Below are 18,095 nucleotides of genomic sequence, written 5' to 3' on the forward strand. Positions count from 1 at the left end.
AGCAGAATACCGAGATCTCGCAGCAGATCTCGCTGTGGAACCAGATGGGCTCACGCGTCATTCGCGGCCATCTTGTGGTCGTGCCGATCGAGAACTCGATCCTCTACGTTTCTCCGCTCTATTTGCGCGCGGCGGCCGGTCAGTTACCGGAGTTGAAGCGGGTGATTGCCGCTTATGGTGACCGCGTGGTGATGGAGAACAGCCTGGGTGAGGCCCTGGCGGCGCTTTTCAATGAGCCCGCACAAGGGGCACTGCCATCCCGAGGCACAGTGGACACCCGCGCAAGAGAAGCACTTGCCCACTATAACCGCGCCATCGAGCGACTGAAGGCGGGAGACTGGAGCGGCTTCGGCGCGGAACTGGATGCCCTTCGGCCGTTGCTCGAGGCACTCGGTACCGGCCGTTCCGATGATCGGAAATGACCAGAAGGAAATCAGGCTGAACTACCCCGCTGCGCGGCCTTATCGCAACGGATTTGATTTGGTGTACGGCGGTCGTGCGTCAGCCAGCGTGGCCCAGCTGCCTCGCCGGGAAGCACCAGGGCAGTTCGCAGTCCGGCACCGGCGCTTCAGGCCCTTTGCAGGATGTCAATCGCCTTTTCGGCATCGCCCAACGAGTCGACGGCGAGATAGGCAATGAACTGCGTGCCAAGTACAGCGGCCGAGACCCCGCGGAGATTGATCCCCCCATCAGCCAACATCAAGGTCAATTGTGCGATGATGCCCAACTGGTCCAGACCCATTACCCGGATGGAGTGAAGGCTAGGGGTGACGCTGAACCCCACCTGTGTGGCAGCACGGATCGCACTGTCTCCCTGTAGCGGAGCGACAAACACGACCCCCTTACCCGACGCCTCCGGCGCGCGGCGTGCCACGACGAACTGCAAGTCGACACCAGCATCCCGCAACACGCTTAATACCTTCGCAAGGCCACCCGGTTTGTCGTCGATGGTAGCGGCCCAAACATCGACACGTTCCACGCTCAGTTCCATGGCAGTTCCCCAGCCTCGGACCTCATTGGAAAAATCTAGCTCACGAACGGCGCGCCGGCAAGGCCTGTCGGGCTACGCGCCGGCCGGCCATCCACGTCCAGCTTGCTGCCACTACGCATCTGTATCAAGATCAAGTCGTCTCATCACAGGCGCGCGCCCCTCATGACAGACGATCCCCATTGCGATCCTGCTTCCGATCCCGACAAACTCAAGGGCCCTGGTGGCATGACTTTGCGGCAGATCCATGAACAGGTGCAGAAGTCCGTCCAGCGGGAGCGCGAAGCGCAGACTGCGCACAACCCGCACACGCCGCCGCAAAGCCGGTGGCAGCGGTGGGTGCGCTATGTGTGGGGCCGTAGCGGGCGGCGCTAGCCGCAGTTTGATGAAGGAAGTCGACGGAACAGGAACAACTTTGCTGACCCACGCCGTGCATCGAAAGCAGTCGCTTATACGAAATCGACTCCGTCAAGGGCATTGTTACGGTAAGGATCTTGAGGCGAGCGAAGTTGATATGCAAAGTACTGCTCAAAATGGCTCAACCGTTCTCAATCGAATAAGCGCACGCGATGGCATCGCGGAGTTCTTGGCGAAGCAATGCGTCGCGCAACGCCTTACCGGTAACCCTGCAAAGCTGCCCGGAAATGAGTTCAGGCAAGATTCTGTGCGGCATCGCAATAACCGCGCTGTCCACGGCATGCGCCGCTGCGGGGGTGGCCGATGCGTGTTTGCCGTCGTTCTCCGAGGTCGACGTCCAGAAGGGACTTGAAATCCGGACCCGCTGCACCGTCTCCGCGCCAGCGCTCGTGCGCGTCACTGAACGCCTGAACCGCGCGGTGAAGAACGACGGGCTCTCCGCCGCACAACGTGTCGCGCTTGCGACAGCGGCCAACGTGATGCTGCACGCGGTCGTCTCGCTGCCAGACCACGGCGAACCCAGAAGCGCCGCCGCGTTCATCAACTTCGAGCTGATCCTCGAAAGCCTCGCGTCGCAGATCAGGACACGCTCCGATTTCGACGCCACAGCCGAAGCGTCGAAATGGAACACACGTTATGAAGATCTGCTGCGCAGATTGTCGATCACACGCAGTGCGGATCCCATCGAGCTGCAGCTCGGGGAAGCCGCGAGGCGCCTCGACCTGGATGAAGCATCCGTGCTACTCATGCGGCTCATTGCCAAAGCACCCGCAGCCGCCCAGCTATCAGCGGCGCTCAACTATGAAGCGGCGGTCGTCGAACTGCTTCGATTCATGCCATGGAACGCGCTGCCGTACCTGGAGAAAGGCCATGCGCTGCAACCCGACGACATGGGCATCGCCACGGCATTCGCCGACACGCTACTCGTTCAGCACGAGCCCGAGCGCGCGGAGCCGGTGTATCTGGCCCTGCTGATCCAGTATCGCACGCTTGCGCAACAGAAGGCCGCCATATGGCAGCCGTCCATCGCGCTCACACTCGGCAAGCTCGGCGGTCTGTATATGATGCGGCAGCAGCACAAGGAAGCCGAAGCCGCGTGGCTGCACGCGCTCGAAATCTACTGGGCGCTGGCGCATGTAAATCCTTCTGCCTATAGTCCTGCAGTGGCTGACACCATCGACAGCCTCGCAACGTTGTATCGCGACACGCAACGTCTTCAGGATGCGGCAGACGCGTGGCGCGAAGCCCTCGCCCTCGACCGCGCACTGGCCCGACAGGACCCCGCCATGTACCGGCCCGCGGTCGCGTCGACGCTCAACGATCTCGGCATTCTCTACAATGCAACACAGCGCACGCGCGATGCGGAACTCGCCTATCGCGAAGCGCTCGGCATCCAGCGCGAACTTGTACACGACAATCCCGCGGCCTGGCGTCCGGCGCTTGCGCGTACGCTGAACAACCTCGGCAACCTCTACAGCGCAAGCGCGCGGCTGCCAGAAGCCGAGCGCGCTTACCGGGAGGCGCTGGAGATCCGCCAGCAACTCGCCCGCGAAAGCCCTGCGCTTTACCAGCCCGACCTGGCGCGTACTCTGGGCAATCTTGGCGTGCTGTACCGCCTCGAGCGGCAGCCCGCCAAAGCGGTGCAGGCGTATCAGCAAGCGCTGCAAATCGATCATGCCCTCTCGCGAAATATGCCTGCGACGTACCAGCCTGACGAGGCGCGGATACTGAACAATCTGGGCGTGCTCTACAGCCACACGGGCAGGCCGCGCGAAGCGGAAGACGCGTGGCGCCGTGCGCTCGATCTGTACCGCAAACTCGCACAGGACGATCCGTCGGCCTGGCGGCAGGATGAAGCACGCACCTTGCGAAATCTCAGCGCGCTGCTAACCCACACGCAACGTTCGGCTGAAGCTGAAGAATTGAATCGCGAGGCGGACGAACTGATCGATTCGACAGGGGCGCAATAGAGCACGAGGCAAGCCGCCGAACGCGGCGAACCGGCGCTGACATCGATTGCGCACCGTAACGCCGAGCCTCGTTACTCTGACACCTGAAGGCCGCCAATGTCGACGCCCGGCTGAGCGCCACGATCTTCTCCGATTCGCTTCGCTGTTCCTCGGCGAGTCCCGCTTCGCCGCGTTCAGGCTTTCAACACACCGAAGATCTCACTCAACATCGTCTTCGCATCGCCGAACAGCATGCGATTGTTGTCCTTGTAGAAGAGCGGATTGTCTACGCCGGCATAGCCCGAGGCCATGCTGCGCTTCATCACGATCGAGGTCTTCGCCTTCCAGACCTCCAGCACCGGCATGCCGGCGATCGGGCTCGCCGGGTCCTCCTGCGCCGCCGGGTTCACGATGTCGTTCGCGCCGATGACCATCGAAACGTCCGCCTCGGGGAATTCCGTGTTGATCTCGTCCATCTCGAGCACAATGTCGTACGGCACCTTCGCTTCGGCCAGCAACACGTTCATGTGCCCCGGCATGCGGCCTGCCACCGGGTGGATTGCGAAGCGTACGTCGACGCCCTTTTCGCGCAGCAGCTTCGTGAGTTCGAAGACCGTGTGCTGGGCCTGCGCCACGGCCATGCCATAGCCCGGCACGATGATCACGCGCTTCGCATCGCGCAGCAGCTCGGCGGTTTCGGCGGCGCTCACTGCCACCGCCTCGCCGGCCGGCTGCGCGCTCGCGCCGCCCGCAGTTGCGGGCACGCCCGCGCCACTGCCAAAGCCGCCCGCGATCACGCTGATGAAGTTGCGGTTCATCGCACGGCACATGATGTACGAGAGGATCGCGCCCGACGAGCCCACCAGCGCGCCGATCACGATCAGCAGGTCGTTGCCGAGCATGAAGCCGGTGGCCGCCGCCGCCCAGCCCGAGTAGCTGTTGAGCATCGACACCACCACGGGCATGTCGGCGCCGCCGATCGCCATCACCATGTGCACACCGAACAGCAGCGAGATCACCGTCATCACGACCAGCGGCATCATGCCGTCCTGAAACGTCTCTGCATGCAGGAACGCGCGACCGTAGTAGATCACGATCAGCAGCGCGGCCAGGTTCAGCCAGTGCCGTGCGGGCAGCAGTAGCGGTTTGCCGCCGATCTTGCCCGACAGCTTGCCGAACGCAATGACCGAGCCTGCGAACGTCACCGCTCCAATCAGGATGCCGACGTAGATCTCAACCTCGTGAATGGCCTTTTCGGCGCCGGTGAACTGCACCGAGGTGTCGATGTAGCTGGCAAAGCCCACGAGGCAGGCCGCGAGACCGACCAGGCTGTGCATCAGCGCGACCAGTTCGGGCATCTGCGTCATCTGCACCTTCTTCGCGGCGAACAGGCCGACCGTCCCGCCGACGACCAGCGCAGCGACCACGTACGGAATGCCTTCGGCCGACACGCGCGGACCGAGTATGGTTGCCAGCACTGCGATGAGCATGCCGATCATGCCGAGCAGGTTGCCGCGGCGCGCGGTCTCGGGATTGGCCAGGCCGCCCAGGCTCAGGATGAAGAGAATCGCCGCGCCGATATAGGAGACGGTAGTCAGGTTGGAAGTCATTGTTATCGTCCCCTTATTTGCGGAACATCGCCAGCATGCGCCGCGTCACTGCGAAGCCGCCGAACATGTTGACGGCCGTGAGTGCCAATGCGCCCACGGCCAGGCCCAGGATCAGCCCGGACGGCCGGTCGCCCACAGCGGAACCGCCCAGCGGCGGCGCGACCTGCACCAGCGCACCGATGGCGATGATCGACGAGATCGCGTTGGTCACGCTCATCAGCGGCGTGTGCAGCGACGGCGTGACATTCCAGATCACCATGTAGCCGATGAAGCAGGCCAGTGCGAATACCGTGAAGTGCGAGAGGAACGTGGCCGGCGCGTACAGCCCGACCATCAGGAAGGCCAGCGCGCCGATGCCGAACACGATGGCCAGCGACTTCGCCGACATCGGCTCGCTGCTGCCGTGGCCCTTCTTCGGCGCGGCTGCCGCCGCCGCAGCTGCGGGCTGGGGCTTGGGCGCGACGGCCGGCTGCCTGATCGGCGGCGGCGGCCAGGTAATGTTGCCTTCCTCGATGACCGTGAGGCCGCGGATGGCGTCGTCGTCGAAGTCGACGTTGATCGTGCCGTCCTTGGCCTTGCACAGTTCCTCGACCACGCGCAGCAGGTTGTTGCCATACAACGTGGACGACTGCCGCGCCAGGCGCGAGGCAAGATCGGTGTAGCCGACGATGGTCACGCCGTGGCGCACCACTGCTTCGCCGGGCACCGTGAGCTCGCAGTTGCCGCCTTGCTCGGCCGCCATGTCCACGATCACACTACCCGGCTTCATCGACTGCACCATTTCGGCCGTGATGAGCTTCGGAGCCGGCTTGCCGGGAATGAGCGCGGTCGTGATGATGATGTCCGCGTCTTTCGCCTGCTGCGCATACATCGCGCGCTGCGCCTGCTGGAAGCCCTCGCTCATGACCTTCGCGTAGCCACCTCCGCCCGAGCCCTCCTCGTCGTAGTCCACCTTGACGAATTCGCCCCCCAGGGACTTGACCTGATCGGCCACCTCGGCGCGCGTGTCGTTGGCGCGCACGATCGCGCCGAGACTGGCCGCGGTGCCGATGGCAGCCAGGCCTGCTACGCCGGCGCCGGCGATGAAGACCCTGGCAGGCGGGACCTTGCCGGCGGCGGTGACCTGACCGTTCAGGAAGCGGCCGAACGCATGGGCTGCCTCGATCACCGCACGGTAGCCGCTGATGCCGGCCATCGAGGTGAGCGCGTCCATCTTCTGCGCGCGTGACAGCGTGCGCGGCAGCGAATCGATGGCCAGCACCGTGGCCTGTTTCGCTGCCAGTTGCTGCATCAGTTCAGGATTCTGGCCCGGCCACACAAAGCCGATCAGCGTGCTGCCCTCGCGCATCAGCGCCACTTCCTCGCTGCTCGGCGGACGCACCTTGAAAACGATGTCACTGCGGGCCCAGAGTTCGGCAGCCGTTGCCACGACCTCTGCACCCGCAGCACGGTAATCACCATCGCCAAAGTTCGCACCTGCGCCGGCGTCGCTTTGCACGGCCACCGCGAACCCAAGCTTGATCAGTTTCTCGACCACCTCGGGCACGGTCGCTACGCGCCGCTCTCCGGTGGCTGTCTCCAGAGGAATGCCAATCAGTAATGTCATATTGTCAATCGATGGTAGTGGCCGTCGCAATGAAATCGGGCTGCACTTCAGCTTTTATCGCAGTAAGGAGCGCTGCACGAACAATTTCGATATATAAAGCACTACTTATATTTTGAGGTCTCCGATCGCGCGAGGAATGCAACGGCTTCAGCACACGGGCTACCGCCTAATTCAACGTCTTCACTGAGATTTCAGTCGCTCACTTTCAGAACCGTCGACGACTCTACTGTTTTGCATCCGATTCGACAGGCGCAACTGCCTGGCGGGTCCGTTTGGCAGTTGACGCAGCATCGAGATTGCTTTCAGCAGTCTCCACGGCTTGCCTGGCGGCTTTCGCAGCAGTTTCATACGCCGAATTGGCCGTATCGCTTGCGGTCGTGATAAATGTCTTCCATGCCGCCACTACGGATTCACTTCCCGCCGGCGCATTTTTCGTGAGCCCGTCGATGAAAGACTGCGCATCGCTCTGGAACTGCTTGCACTGTGCTTCTGAGAGCGCAGAAAACTCGGCTTGCGTGCTGGAGAGAATTTCGTAGACGTGGTGCCAGTATGACTGCACTCTTTCAACGACAGGTTGAACCAGGATCGACTGTTGTGAAAACGTTTCCTGAGGCGCTTGGGCAGAAAGTGCCTTGACGGCGAATTCCTGATTATCAGCGAGGGACGATTTGACCGTCTGCACATTCAGGTCGGCCAACTTTTCAATGCCTTCAAATGCCTTGTTCAGGAAAACAAATGATGTTTCGACGCCGGCTTTCTGCGAGGCGACAAGTTGCTCCGTCGTCAGAGTGCTCATCAAGGGCTCCATGAAAGATGAAAGTGTCCGAATGTCCACAAGGGCCGCCCACGGACAATAAGACGCAGAACACAGTCGGTGGTGCGATGCAGCAATATCCATTCTAAGGTTGAGTTGACGTCTGTCAATCGTTTGTTCGTGGAAGCCGCTTCATGTCTCGTAAGCGCACCGGCAAACACCTTGTCGGCTTTGGCATGCAGGCCACTGCCAGGTATAAACCCGCACAAGAAATGTGCTCTCGTCGCGAAGGCACAAATTTGTATAACAAATGTTTGCAATGCAGCAAAAGACAAGTCGCGATCCGTCGTTTTGCACGCCTCGGAGGAAACGGCGTGGCTATCCGTGCCAAGGCGTACGAGACGATGTGTACACCCGTGTTGCCGGCTCTCGCCGGGGAGAATCGCGGTCGATTTCTTCAAACAATTAGGATGACGTATGATGAAATTACCACTCGTGGTCATGTTGCTTCGTTCGCTCCTGCATTCCCCCGCGCCGCGGCGCCAGCAAAAAACCGGTTCCGATTCCATCCTTTCTGTGCAAGCTGGCTTACGCCAATTTCCGCACCGTAGCGGCAGGCCATTCGGAGTGGATTACCATTGCGCCTCAGTCTGGTCCAAAAACCACCATGGAACTCAGGCATCTACGCTATTTCATCGCCGTCGCCGAGTTGCGCAGCGTACGCGCGGCGTCTGAACAACTCCACGTGACGCGGCCCGCGATCTCCCGGCAAATCCAGGACCTCGAAGAGGCCATCGGCGCTGCGTTGTTCGAGCGCACGCCACGCGGCCTGGTGCTCACAGCCGCGGGCGAAGCCTACCTGAAGGAAGCACGGGAGATTCTGGCCCGCGTCGACGCCGCCAATCGCCTCGCCCGCCAGATCGCCTCCGGCCTGCATGGGAATTTACGTGTCGGCTTCGTCGAAAGCGCGGCATGGAGCGGCATTGTTTCGCGTGCCTTGCGCGAATTCGAACAGGCCGTCCCGCACGTGAGACTCGAACTGCTGCCGTTGAATACGCCGGAACAACTCGAATCGATTGCCGCGGGACGGCTCAACGGTGGTTTCTGCTATCGCGTGGGCATACTTCCCGAAGGGATCGCAAGCATGCCCGTGCTCGAACAGAATGTCGTGCTGGCAGCCCCCGAAGCGTGGCCGCTCGGCAAAGCGGGCGCCGTCACAGCAGCAGCGCTTCGGGACAAACCATTCATCGCGTTTCCACGTCGCGTTTATCCCGCGTACTACGACCAGTTACTCGCCGCCTGCGCCGAGCGCGGTCTGACGCTCGACATCCGGCAAGAGGCCAGCACCGAAACGGCGATCCTGTCGCTCGTGTCCGCGGGCATGGGAGCCACAATCGTGAATGCCGCAAATCGCGATCGGGCGCCGGCGCGCGTGCGTTTCACCGATCTGCACGATCTCTCGGTGCCGTTGCCGCTCGAATTCTGCTTCGGCGCAAACCGTGCAAACCCGGCACTGGCGCGTTGCGTCGACCAGTTGCGGCAGGCGGCGTCCTGAAGTGTCAAGTCGATGGGAGAAGGCGTAGCGGGTGATGCCTCCAGGCATCACCCGCCTCAGAAAACGGCATTGGGCAGGCGCGTTTGCGTCAGCGATAGTACAGAAGCGGGGCGCCGCCTCGATGTCTACGGATCGCACCATGTCCAATCTTCCATCGCTTCTCTCCACTGACGTGGATTTCGAGCGCAAGGGATTTCAGACCGGCATGTTCAGGCTCCCCTGGTCGCACGATCGCTCGGCGTACGCCCACGTCCCCATTCCATTTGCCGTGCTCAACGCTGGAACGGGCACAGGTCCCACGGTTCTGCTAACGGGCGGCAACCACGGCGACGAATACGAAGGCCCTGTCGCGCTGATGAAGCTGTTGCAGCGGCTGCCCTCGATGACGATACGCGGCCGCCTCATCGTGATCCCCGCGCTGAATTTCCCGGCCTTCATCAACGGCACGCGCACGTCTCCCATCGACAGCGGCAATCTGAACCGGCTTTTTCCTGGCGCACGGAACGGGCAGCCAACCGAGATGATCGCGCACAACGTCGAAACGGAGCTGCTGCCGCGTGCCGATATCGTGATTGACTTCCACGCGGGCGGTGCATCGTTCGAGCATGCGCCTACGCTTCTCGCGTCGCCGCCGGCAGAGGGCGAACGTCGGGACTATTGGGACACGACGCCGCCCGTCCGAATGACGGCTCTGCTGCATGGGCAAGTGACAGCAGCTATTTCCTGAGTGGACGCGTATCCCCCACTGCGGGAAAAAACGCGTTCCACGCCGCCCGTACGCCCTGTGCGGCGGCAGCCTGCGCGTCCATGTGCTCGCTGTCGGCCGAGTCACCCGGATCTGCACTCAGACCACGCCAGTGCGTGAACATAAGCACGGGCTGCTCCGTCCAATGCCCGTCGATAAACCGGGAGAATGCCGTATCTCCGGTTGTGAGCCTGACTTCGTACCAGCCCTCCCGGGCCGGCGCATAGTCGTCCAATGGGAACCATCCTGTGGTATCGATTTCCATTTGTGCCCCAGATTCGAAGCCATTACACGTGGATGACAGCACACGGCGTACCTGTTTCCTCTAAAGACACGCAGCATGCTGTGGTCGCGAATACCGTCATGGTAGAGCTCCGCGGACTGTGTAATCACCGGGATGATGATAACCATGCCATCCGCGATGATGCCCCTCCTCTCGCGCAACTCTCCTGATCTCTGGTTGCGATGACTTCACGCGTCGCGAGATTCGCAGTGGTCAGCATTGCGACCCGGGCACTAACCTGTGAAGCTTGCGCATAGGCTGTTGAAGATGCATTTCGCAGAACCACACGCGGGCGCTATGATTGGCCAGTCATAGTCCGAAGGGAAAGGGAGTTCATCGCAATGTTGAGCTTACGTATACATTTCTGGTCGATCGCGGCAACCCTGATAGCGTTTGTGGCATCGCTGTGGATCAATCAGGAGGTGTTTGCGCATACCTCGTTTGTACGGGGCATCAACTGGATATTCCTTCCATCCGGCGTACGGCTATTGGGCACGCTGCTGGTTGGTGTCGATGGTTTCCTTGGCTTGCTGCTTGCCGGTCTGCTAACGGATTTTCTTTACTGGTTCCCGCATGACCCTGTGAGAGCGATTGCTGGCGCAATACTTGGGTCAGCGGCTCCGTATCTGGTGTACAGGTTCGCGAGAGAATATTACGGCTTGCGCGCATCGTTGACGAATCTCACGCCGACCCGACTTCTTGTGCTCGCCGTTGCGTATTCAGTCGCGAATCCGCTGTTGCATCACCTGTGGTTTGCGTTGACCGGTGCGACGGAGCATTTCTTCGAAAGCCTGTTCAGCATGTTTGTGGGCGACCTCACCGGCACGCTAATCATGCTGTATGCGATGAAGGGATTGCTGGCTTTGCTCCCGAAACGCCCGGGCGATTCCCGGCTCACGAACGGGATGTTCAGCATTCACGTTGCACTGACCAATGCATATAACAATCAGGCCGCACGCTAGCGTGACGAAGGGGTTGCGATGAGGCGCAATCGCAGCCCGTCTCGTGGCGCTATGTACGATTGTCGCCATCGTGCATCTCGACGTGGTGCTGCACCCAGGCTGCAATGTCGCGATTCGCGACGACCTTTAGGCGCTGCAATGCTGGGCGGCCTGCCCATACTCACGCCCCCGAGCGCCGTCGATCCCGTAAGGTGAGCCGCTTCAACGGCCCTGTTCGATCCCTGACGAGTCGTGCACCCCATATCTGCCGTCAAGCCAGGCGGTTGTTGAAGGCAAGATCGAGGGCCAGTCGGATCCTGAACATGCCGTCGGTCATGCGTGAGGACTGGCTGGGATGTCTGGGCAGCAGGGCAAGCGTGCCCTTCACGATATAGAGGAGAATCAGCGCGCCCAGCAGATCGCCCACAAACATGGTGAAGAAACTCTGCAGGATGTCCTGCGTATTGCCCGTCATTGCGAACCAGAGATGATGCAGCGTCGAGTTCGTGAGTGCGACAGCAAACGCGAGCACTATAAGGCGCCTTGGCGTGAGATTCGTCAGCGACGCCTTCAGGCCATAGCGTTCCAGGGCGAGGCGATAGACCGCGTACGGGCCGGCTGAACTGAAGATCGCACCCGCGATTGCCCGCACGGGGTCGTTCGGGAAGTAATGAAAGAAGTCGACCAGCAAGGCGGAGGCCAGCAGCCCAATCGCACCGTCCGCGCCCAGCAGCAGCGTACCCAGAAGCCGGATTCCAGTCGGAAGATAGATCCACTCCACCCAACGCGGAAACGCGGCATGCAGGAAGATCAGTTCATCGACCCAGAGCGTCAGCACATAGACAATCACGGTGCCAGCTATGGACCAGAAATGTAAGCGCAAGCTTCCCATGACGGTATAATTGTTCCATTCGCTTTTCCTTCCCCAATCATAGCTGACCCGCGCCTTCGCGGCGTGCGCACCCATCGCGTATGGGCGAAAGCAATGAAACGACCTGCAGACATCTATCTTCGTTTCCTGCAACTGACCGAAGCCATTCGTGGCTTGCCCACGCTGCCAGCGCTTGATCCGCTTGAAGAGAAGATTCTTGAGTTCGTGGCTCGCTCTTCACAGAACAAGGACCGGTTGTCGGTCCGGGACATGATTGGACACAGTGAACTGGGCTCTCCTGCGACACTTCACGGTCGCATCGCGTCCATGCGCGAGAAAGGATGGCTCACCCTTTCCGACACCGAGGACACCCGGCGCAAGCAGATCGAACTCACGCCTGCCGCGCTGCGCTACTTCGACAGGCTCGCCGAAGCGCTCTCGAAGGCAGCGAAGGGCACCTGACGCGACGGCATACCCCGCGATCCCGAGCCCGCCAATAGAGGGCGTTCTGCCCGGATCGGCTAATCAAGGCAGTTGTCCCCGTTCAGCCGTGCTGCGTGATTACGAGCCGCCTTTCCCAATCGCACAGAGATCGTTCGCAATCCAAAGTAATCGAAAAAGAACCCACGGACCATATCGGGCAGTGGGTTCGCAAACACACGCCAAAAGCTCGGGTTTTCACAAACCGTCATAACTTTTGGAACAGTAAACATACCGGGTTTGCGCGGCCAAGGCAACCTGGCAGTGGCTTAAAACAACACCCAGGGGAAGCTCAGTTCGGTATTTTTGCGCCTGTCACAAAAAGGGCCCGGCTACCCCGTCGAGGCTGCGGTGAGCCGCCAGCAAGTACATCTGGTTTCAGCAAAAGCAGGTTCCAGAACATCCAGACCCGACGTAATGCCCCCAGGACCGCCCACCGCCGCGGACCAGACGTAGTTACGTTGCGTCACGCGATGCAGAAAAGCGATGGCCGGATTGTCGCCGCGGCTTTGGCGCCGTTGGGCAGTTCGTCAGTCAGGCGCCCATACAGGGCCTGCCAGTCGACGGCAAGCAACGGGATCGTCCTGTCGTTGCGGGACCAGTACGCGAGAAAGCGCGCCCAACCCTCGAGGAAACAGCCCACGCCGGGACTGAGCAGACACGGAGGTCTCGCCACAAGAGGCACCCGGGCCGCAGGAAATATCGAACAGAGCGTTTCAAGTTCGTCCGCGGCTTCACTGGCGGTCTCCGGTTTGTCTGCGCCGGCCGACAGGTGGTCCCGCACGACGTCCGCAACACAGGATGTACAGAGCTCGATATAGGAGGCGCGCACCCCACCCAGATCTGCCCGCCGGGCAGACGACGCATCCGTCGGTTCCGTCATCCTTCTCAGAACGGGAAGCCTGACGTACGACGGTAGTGCGACAAAATCCGTTTCCTCGCGTTGCAGGGCGTCGCGAAACATCGGATAGGACAGAAGCCATGAACTGACTGACGGACTGCCCTGATGCGAAAGCAGATTCAAGTCCGGAAGGCCCGGGTGCAGCGTAGCCATGCTGATCTCCATTCGTTATAAAAATAATAACGAATGGCTGCGCTGCGTGCAAGGGTCCGCCATGGGGATGAAGCGGCGTGGCCCTGTCCGTCACACTTGATCACGCGCGCGGGACGCGGGGAAACGCCATACGGACATGCCAGGGCGCTTTGCTCCCACTGAGATCAATGACACTAAATTCCTGCACCGAGCAACTTGAATATGCGTCTCATACCTTTCCGAATCGTGGTGGGCGGCCCCGCAAACAGGAATGGCTTTTATTCAAGCATTGGCCGCGGGCATGCGGTTCTTATCGACGCCCGCCGACGTGATCTATTTGTAAATCAGGAACCGGTCGCGGTTCTTCGCGTCCTTGATCCAGTTTGGCGCGCGTCCCCGCCCGGACCAGGTAGCACCGGTAGCAGGATCGCGATATTTCGCAGGCAGTGGACCGTGCGCGACCCTTGGTCTGCCGCGTCGTCTCCCGAAGATATCCCGCTCGGTATATCCGAACTCCACAACCTTTGCACGGATATCGGCAAGCACCGTGTCGAACTCCTGCTGCCGCATAGCGGCCGCCTGACTCTTGAGTTCGTCAAGTTGTGCTTTCAGTTCCTTGTACGTTGCCACGGACTTCCCCATGTGGATACCTCGCGGTCATGATAGTGACTTTCTCACGACATTGATCCGAATCGGGACGGCTGATCGACGAGTCTGGCATTGGGACCGTGTCCGCGAATTCGCAAATCACGAGCAATATTCGGCGGCCGTTTCACGACGAACGTTCATACTCTTTTGCAAGGATGGACTGACGCGTGGCCAGTTCGTTCCAGCGCTTTTCACGAGGATCGGCCGACACGACGGACCCTTGAAGTGGCGCATTGCGCAGTTGTGAACGCCTCGCACACCTTGTCGGCCACGCGAGCAATGAACAGGACAAGGCGGCAGAGGCTGCGCATTGCGTTATCCTGAAGCGTCCGCCCAAAGGGAACACGCATGAAGCTTTCGAAATTCCTGTTACTGATGGCAGTGTCGCTGTCCACCACCGCTTACGCGCAGGCCTCGCAGACGTTTCACTTCGGCGAAGGCCAGGACTCGCCGCAACGTGGACGTACCACTTCTCCTCCGCCGCTGCCCGCAGCCCAGACTACAGAGCCGCTGCCCCAGGGCGAGCCGCATCCGCACACGAAGCCGACGTTAGAGTCCCAACCAAAGGCGAAATCGAAGTCGAAGCACCGGCAGCACCATCGGCACCATCGGCACCATCCAACCCACCCGTCACCGCCCCAGAATCCGTATTCACATCCTTGAGCTGGTCAGCATACAAATCGTGTGTCAACCATCTAGCAAATAACCAGACTATCTGGTATTCCTCGCCGGCTGTCGCACAATTAATTCGGTATACGAATTGATATGATGCGACGACGCTCAGTGACCAACGATGAAGGTTCACTAGAGTCGACATTACAGGTCGAATGATTGCGATTCCAACGGCCGCCCAGACTGTTTTCCGTAATCTATTGAATGCGTCCGTAGTCCAGCCCGTACTCATATTCGGTGCACAGTTGCTGGCTAAAGATCCGACGCGACGCCATTATCGAGACGGACAGCGCCTGTGGGATGCGCGAACAACCGCAACGACGGCATCCACACACGGAACGCGCGGTGACGGGATGGCATGCAGCACGGGTGGTTGATCATACGCATTCCGGGCCAGTCGGAGCACGACATGGCCTGTCAGGCGCCGATGCTTTCCTCAAATTCGAATAGCGCTCCCTCGTGATCCTCGAGCATGGTGCGTATATCGGGCAGCGCACGGCGAACCATCGGGCGCGCAGACCTCGGGAGATCCGAGCAGGCGAGCTCGATATCGCCGCTTCTGTGCTCGCCGAGCATCGCGAGCATCACGCACGCCTGCTGGATATCTTTCTGCGACTTGACCAGCATGTTGGTGCGCAAGCGTGAAACGAGGATCTTGTGGATCGCGAAGCGTGCGGGGTCCGGCACACGAACCGGCACCGCGCCGTGCCTTGAAAGCAGCGTGCCGATGTGGGACTGGCCGATCAGATAGGCGAGATAAGGCATGCCGCTCGCATGCGCGCCAAGCTCTGGAACAGCGACGGTCGGAAATGTGTTGTCCTTCGAAGGCACAAGCAGATCGACGTGAAAACGCGTCCGCCCCGCCTGCTTGAACGACGTGGACGGATCGCCCCTGTTGAACCCCGGCACCGGCACGAAGTCAATTCCCGTCTCTTTCAGGATTTCGAGCAGTCCGCCCGAGGGCACGCCCTGTAGCGCGAGCTGGCGGGCGCGCGCGATATCGATGTCCTCGGTCTCGTAAGCAAGCGTCTTGATGCCTAGGCTGTTGAGCAGAACCGCGTACGCGTGCGAGCCCACGAGCACCGCGCCGGCCTGGAAAAGTCCGTAATTGTGGAGGACCGCCATGGTCGCGTAGGTCTTGTTGTCGGCAATCTGGAAGCCGAGCTTCGCGAGCTCCCGGATGCGGCTGATGAGGTCTTTGGACTGCTCGATCTGTGCCATCACCGCAGCGACGCGCTCGTCGGCCGCCGGATCGCCCTTGGGTCCGCCAAGACTCTCCTGCTGCCGCTTGCCCTCCGCGTTCATGAACTGCCGATAGTAGTAGACGGCGTTCCCGCGATGGTGCTCGGTGATCGTGCCCGGCGCCCCCACGAGAACCCGCCCCTGGCTGGCGGCCGCCTGCTCGACGTTCGCGTACTGGGAGCAAAATGCCTGATCGTGTCGCTGGTAAAGAGGAAGTCCGTGCATGTCAGAGAATTGCAGTAATTTTTTTAGTTTTACTGCAAAGCGCGAGTTCATGATTGCAGTAATTTTATAAAAAATACTGCAATCATCATAGAATCACTCAGACCACGAACCCCTCGCCTGTCCGGTACGCCTGGCGAACGATACAAGGGTAAGCACAACTGCAGCCAATCTTGTGACGGAGGGGGATTTTGTCAGGACCAGCGGAAACCTAAACCGTCGACCGAAGTTCAAGGGCGCTTGGCTACACGATCACGGATGACTACGCCTGCTTTGTCGTGAGCGACGGCGTCTCTGGCGATCCTGGCAGCGAGATCGCCTCGCGTTGCGCGGTCGAGCGCATCCTCCACCGCGCGAAGTGCACCGGCCGCACGCTCGCGCAGACGTTGCTCGAGTGCATTGAGGAAGCACACGCTGCGATTCTCGCGATGCAGCAGCGCGGGCGCATGAGTGCGACCGTCGTCGCACTCTTCATCGACCCGCGGCACGACGTTGCGCAATGGGCTCATCCCGGCGACAGCCGGCTCTACCGGTTCGCACGCGGCACGCTGATCGAACAGACGCGCGATCATAGCGTGCGGCAGCAACTGCTGGACGCGGGCCTGCCAGGCGACGGCGTCAATCCCGCCTGGCTGCATATGGCACCCGGCATGCGCGGCCAGATCGCGCCCGCGATCAGCCCGCCGCGCGTGCTGGAAAATGGCGATGTGTTCCTGCTCTGCACGGATGGGCTCTGGCAATCCGTCGCGGAAGATGCACTCGAAGATCGCCTGCGCGTCGTTCATACCGTCGATGACTGGGCCGTGCTGATCGAGCACGAGGCGATGCGTCGTTCGGGCAACACACCGCACGCCGACAATTACTCCGCGCTGGCGGTCTGGGCCGGGAGTCCACAGAACGTCACGCTGGCGCGTGTGAGGGCGCGCCAGGCGCGTTGAGACATGGTTCGGGCTATCGCCGTCCGATGGATGCAAAATTGACAAAACGCATCTATCTATTCCAGACGAATATCGATACTTCTTTGACGTCTACTTCTTGCACGACGCAACGGGACGTCGGTCCCTCCCGCACCGGGGAGCACAGAAACTATGCCGATGAGTCGCAGAGCGAAGCGATGGCACGAACGCCGCCGTACCGGCCTGATACGGGCGTCAGGTCGTCGTCGAGGGTTGCGATTCCTCGTTTTTCTGATCGCGCTGATCGTCGCGAAGATCATGACGGAACCCGACGCGGCCAGGCGAAACGCGACATTGCCATAGTCATGCTGGCACCGAATAACTACCGCCGAGACAAAGGCTACTATCCGGCCCAGACGCAAGGCCTGGGTGCGTTGACGGAAAACCGACCAGCAAATCTGCCTGCTGAGGTCGCCTTTGTACGGCGCGTACAACAGGCGGTCGACGTTCAATGGACTGCGATGCCTTCGAGGACTTCGTCGTGCTCCTGGCGTTCCGCGAGGTACGGCGAGCGGTAGCCCGAATTCACGCCCCAGTAATAGAACACGAGCGCGATCAGCGCGACGACCAGCATGTCCCAGCCGTAAGGCAGCAGACCGGCGCCGCCGAACTCCTTGCTGCCGATCAGCGAGAGGAGCGCCATGATCGGCAGATATGCGCACAGCCACCATGCGGCCTTCAGATCCTGGCCCCAGCCTTCAAAGCCTTGCTTGCGCTGGAAGTAGAAGTACACCGGCAGCGCGACGACCATCAGCAGAATGATTTCGCCGGTCAGCGGCCACTTCGCCCAGTACAGGATCATCGACGCGCAGACGAATGCGAACGGCGCGATCACTTTCATGAACGGCACGGAGAGCGGGCGCTCGATGTCCGAGGCGGCGCGCTTGAGCGCCATCAGGCTGATCGGACCCGTGAGGTACGAAATCACCGTNGCCACCGAGATCACCGCCGCGAGCGAACTCCAGCCGCGGAAGAAGAACATGAAGATGAACGAGACGAGCAGGTTGAACCACATCGCGTTGCGCGGCACGCCGTAGAACGGGTGCACGTTGCCGAACATCTTCGGCATCGTGTTGTTGCGCTCCATCGCGTAGATCATGCGCGAGGTCGTCGCCATATAGGT

Annotated in this window: 17 protein-coding genes and 2 pseudogenes; 9 read left to right on the forward strand and 10 right to left on the reverse strand. The window is 60.9% G+C overall.

Annotation, left to right across the window (positions count from 1 at the left end; genetic code table 11):
• Nucleotides 1–422: pseudogene (locus A3CW_RS49575) on the forward strand (UPF0182 family protein); the annotation flags it as partial.
• Nucleotides 423–568: 146 nt separating this feature from the next.
• On the opposite strand, the gene A3CW_RS0142605 reads toward A3CW_RS49575, so the two are convergent.
• Nucleotides 569–991, reverse strand: coding sequence for an ACT domain-containing protein (locus A3CW_RS0142605; RefSeq protein WP_028208956.1), 423 nt, complete (start codon nucleotides 989–991; stop codon nucleotides 569–571).
• A 162-nt stretch (nucleotides 992–1,153) separates the two neighbouring features.
• On the opposite strand from A3CW_RS0142605, the gene A3CW_RS51875 reads away from it, so the two are divergent.
• Both A3CW_RS51875 and A3CW_RS0142610 read left to right on the forward strand, forming a co-directional pair.
• Nucleotides 1,154–1,363: a hypothetical protein gene (locus A3CW_RS51875; protein WP_081772084.1), complete on the forward strand. Its 210-nt coding sequence runs from the start codon at nucleotides 1,154–1,156 to the stop codon at nucleotides 1,361–1,363.
• Nucleotides 1,364–1,632: 269 nt separating this feature from the next.
• Nucleotides 1,633–3,375: a tetratricopeptide repeat protein gene (locus A3CW_RS0142610; RefSeq protein ID WP_028208957.1), complete on the forward strand. Its 1,743-nt coding sequence runs from the start codon at nucleotides 1,633–1,635 to the stop codon at nucleotides 3,373–3,375.
• A 173-nt stretch (nucleotides 3,376–3,548) separates the two neighbouring features.
• Here the strand turns inward: A3CW_RS0142610 and pntB are convergent, their stop codons facing one another.
• The 3 genes from pntB to phaP all read right to left on the reverse strand — a co-directional run bounded on the left by pntB (nucleotide 3,549) and on the right by phaP (nucleotide 7,366).
• The gene (pntB, locus tag A3CW_RS0142615; RefSeq protein ID WP_028208958.1) at nucleotides 3,549–4,964 is read right to left on the reverse strand and encodes a Re/Si-specific NAD(P)(+) transhydrogenase subunit beta; all 1,416 of its coding nucleotides are present in this window, start codon (nucleotides 4,962–4,964) and stop codon (nucleotides 3,549–3,551) included.
• 13 nt (nucleotides 4,965–4,977) lie between these two features.
• Nucleotides 4,978–6,570 (reverse strand): Re/Si-specific NAD(P)(+) transhydrogenase subunit alpha, encoded by a 1,593-nt coding sequence (locus tag A3CW_RS0142620; RefSeq protein ID WP_028208959.1) that lies wholly within the window; start codon nucleotides 6,568–6,570, stop codon nucleotides 4,978–4,980.
• Between the two features lie 223 nt (nucleotides 6,571–6,793).
• Complete coding sequence (gene phaP, locus A3CW_RS0142625) at nucleotides 6,794–7,366, reverse strand: TIGR01841 family phasin (protein ID WP_028208960.1); 573 nt, start codon at nucleotides 7,364–7,366, stop codon at nucleotides 6,794–6,796.
• A gap of 625 nt (nucleotides 7,367–7,991) precedes the next feature.
• Here phaP and A3CW_RS0142630 point away from each other — a divergent pair.
• Nucleotides 7,992–8,879, forward strand: a complete 888-nt coding sequence (locus A3CW_RS0142630; RefSeq protein ID WP_028208961.1) for a LysR family transcriptional regulator — start codon at nucleotides 7,992–7,994, stop codon at nucleotides 8,877–8,879.
• Between the two features lie 139 nt (nucleotides 8,880–9,018).
• A pseudogene (locus tag A3CW_RS49580) lies at nucleotides 9,019–9,531 on the forward strand (succinylglutamate desuccinylase/aspartoacylase domain-containing protein); the annotation flags it as partial.
• 64 nt (nucleotides 9,532–9,595) lie between these two features.
• Here A3CW_RS49580 and A3CW_RS0142640 read toward each other — a convergent pair.
• Nucleotides 9,596–9,889 carry a hypothetical protein gene (locus tag A3CW_RS0142640; RefSeq protein WP_028208962.1) on the reverse strand — a complete coding sequence of 98 codons (294 nt, stop codon included), beginning with the start codon at nucleotides 9,887–9,889 and terminating at the stop codon, nucleotides 9,596–9,598.
• Nucleotides 9,890–10,248: 359 nt separating this feature from the next.
• Between A3CW_RS0142640 and A3CW_RS0142645 the strand changes: the two genes are divergently transcribed.
• Nucleotides 10,249–10,869, forward strand: coding sequence for a hypothetical protein (locus tag A3CW_RS0142645; protein WP_028208963.1), 621 nt, complete (start codon nucleotides 10,249–10,251; stop codon nucleotides 10,867–10,869).
• A 250-nt stretch (nucleotides 10,870–11,119) separates the two neighbouring features.
• Here the strand turns inward: A3CW_RS0142645 and A3CW_RS0142655 are convergent, their stop codons facing one another.
• Complete coding sequence (locus tag A3CW_RS0142655) at nucleotides 11,120–11,815, reverse strand: hypothetical protein (RefSeq protein WP_245623883.1); 696 nt, start codon at nucleotides 11,813–11,815, stop codon at nucleotides 11,120–11,122.
• 18 nt (nucleotides 11,816–11,833) lie between these two features.
• Here A3CW_RS0142655 and A3CW_RS0142660 point away from each other — a divergent pair, with 18 nt between their 5' ends.
• Nucleotides 11,834–12,181, forward strand: coding sequence for a hypothetical protein (locus tag A3CW_RS0142660; protein WP_028208965.1), 348 nt, complete (start codon nucleotides 11,834–11,836; stop codon nucleotides 12,179–12,181).
• A gap of 484 nt (nucleotides 12,182–12,665) precedes the next feature.
• On the opposite strand, the gene A3CW_RS0142665 is transcribed toward A3CW_RS0142660, so the two are convergent.
• The 3 genes from A3CW_RS0142665 to A3CW_RS0142675 all read right to left on the reverse strand — a co-directional run bounded on the left by A3CW_RS0142665 (nucleotide 12,666) and on the right by A3CW_RS0142675 (nucleotide 16,019).
• On the reverse strand, nucleotides 12,666–13,253 hold the full coding sequence (locus A3CW_RS0142665) for a hypothetical protein (RefSeq protein WP_028208966.1): 588 nt from the start codon (nucleotides 13,251–13,253) through the stop codon (nucleotides 12,666–12,668).
• Nucleotides 13,254–13,565: 312 nt separating this feature from the next.
• Nucleotides 13,566–13,862, reverse strand: coding sequence for an H-NS histone family protein (locus A3CW_RS0142670; RefSeq protein ID WP_028208967.1), 297 nt, complete (start codon nucleotides 13,860–13,862; stop codon nucleotides 13,566–13,568).
• A 1,107-nt stretch (nucleotides 13,863–14,969) separates the two neighbouring features.
• On the reverse strand, nucleotides 14,970–16,019 hold the full coding sequence (locus A3CW_RS0142675) for a GSU2403 family nucleotidyltransferase fold protein (protein ID WP_028208968.1): 1,050 nt from the start codon (nucleotides 16,017–16,019) through the stop codon (nucleotides 14,970–14,972).
• Between the two features lie 248 nt (nucleotides 16,020–16,267).
• Here A3CW_RS0142675 and A3CW_RS49585 point away from each other — a divergent pair, with 248 nt between their 5' ends.
• Together A3CW_RS49585 and A3CW_RS54675 are read left to right on the forward strand one after the other, a co-directional pair.
• The gene (locus A3CW_RS49585; protein WP_081772085.1) at nucleotides 16,268–16,954 is read left to right on the forward strand and encodes a PP2C family protein-serine/threonine phosphatase; all 687 of its coding nucleotides are present in this window, start codon (nucleotides 16,268–16,270) and stop codon (nucleotides 16,952–16,954) included.
• 176 nt (nucleotides 16,955–17,130) lie between these two features.
• On the forward strand, nucleotides 17,131–17,490 hold the full coding sequence (locus A3CW_RS54675; RefSeq protein ID WP_407669824.1) for a type II secretion system protein GspG: 360 nt from the start codon (nucleotides 17,131–17,133) through the stop codon (nucleotides 17,488–17,490).
• Here the strand turns inward: A3CW_RS54675 and A3CW_RS0142685 are convergent.
• Nucleotides 17,421–18,095: APC family permease (locus tag A3CW_RS0142685; RefSeq protein WP_028208969.1), on the reverse strand; the 675-nt coding region annotated here is incomplete at its 5' end. The genes A3CW_RS54675 and A3CW_RS0142685 overlap by 70 nt on opposite strands.

The organism is Paraburkholderia nodosa DSM 21604 (assembly GCF_000519185.1).
GTDB classification, from domain to species: domain Bacteria; phylum Pseudomonadota; class Gammaproteobacteria; order Burkholderiales; family Burkholderiaceae; genus Paraburkholderia; species Paraburkholderia nodosa.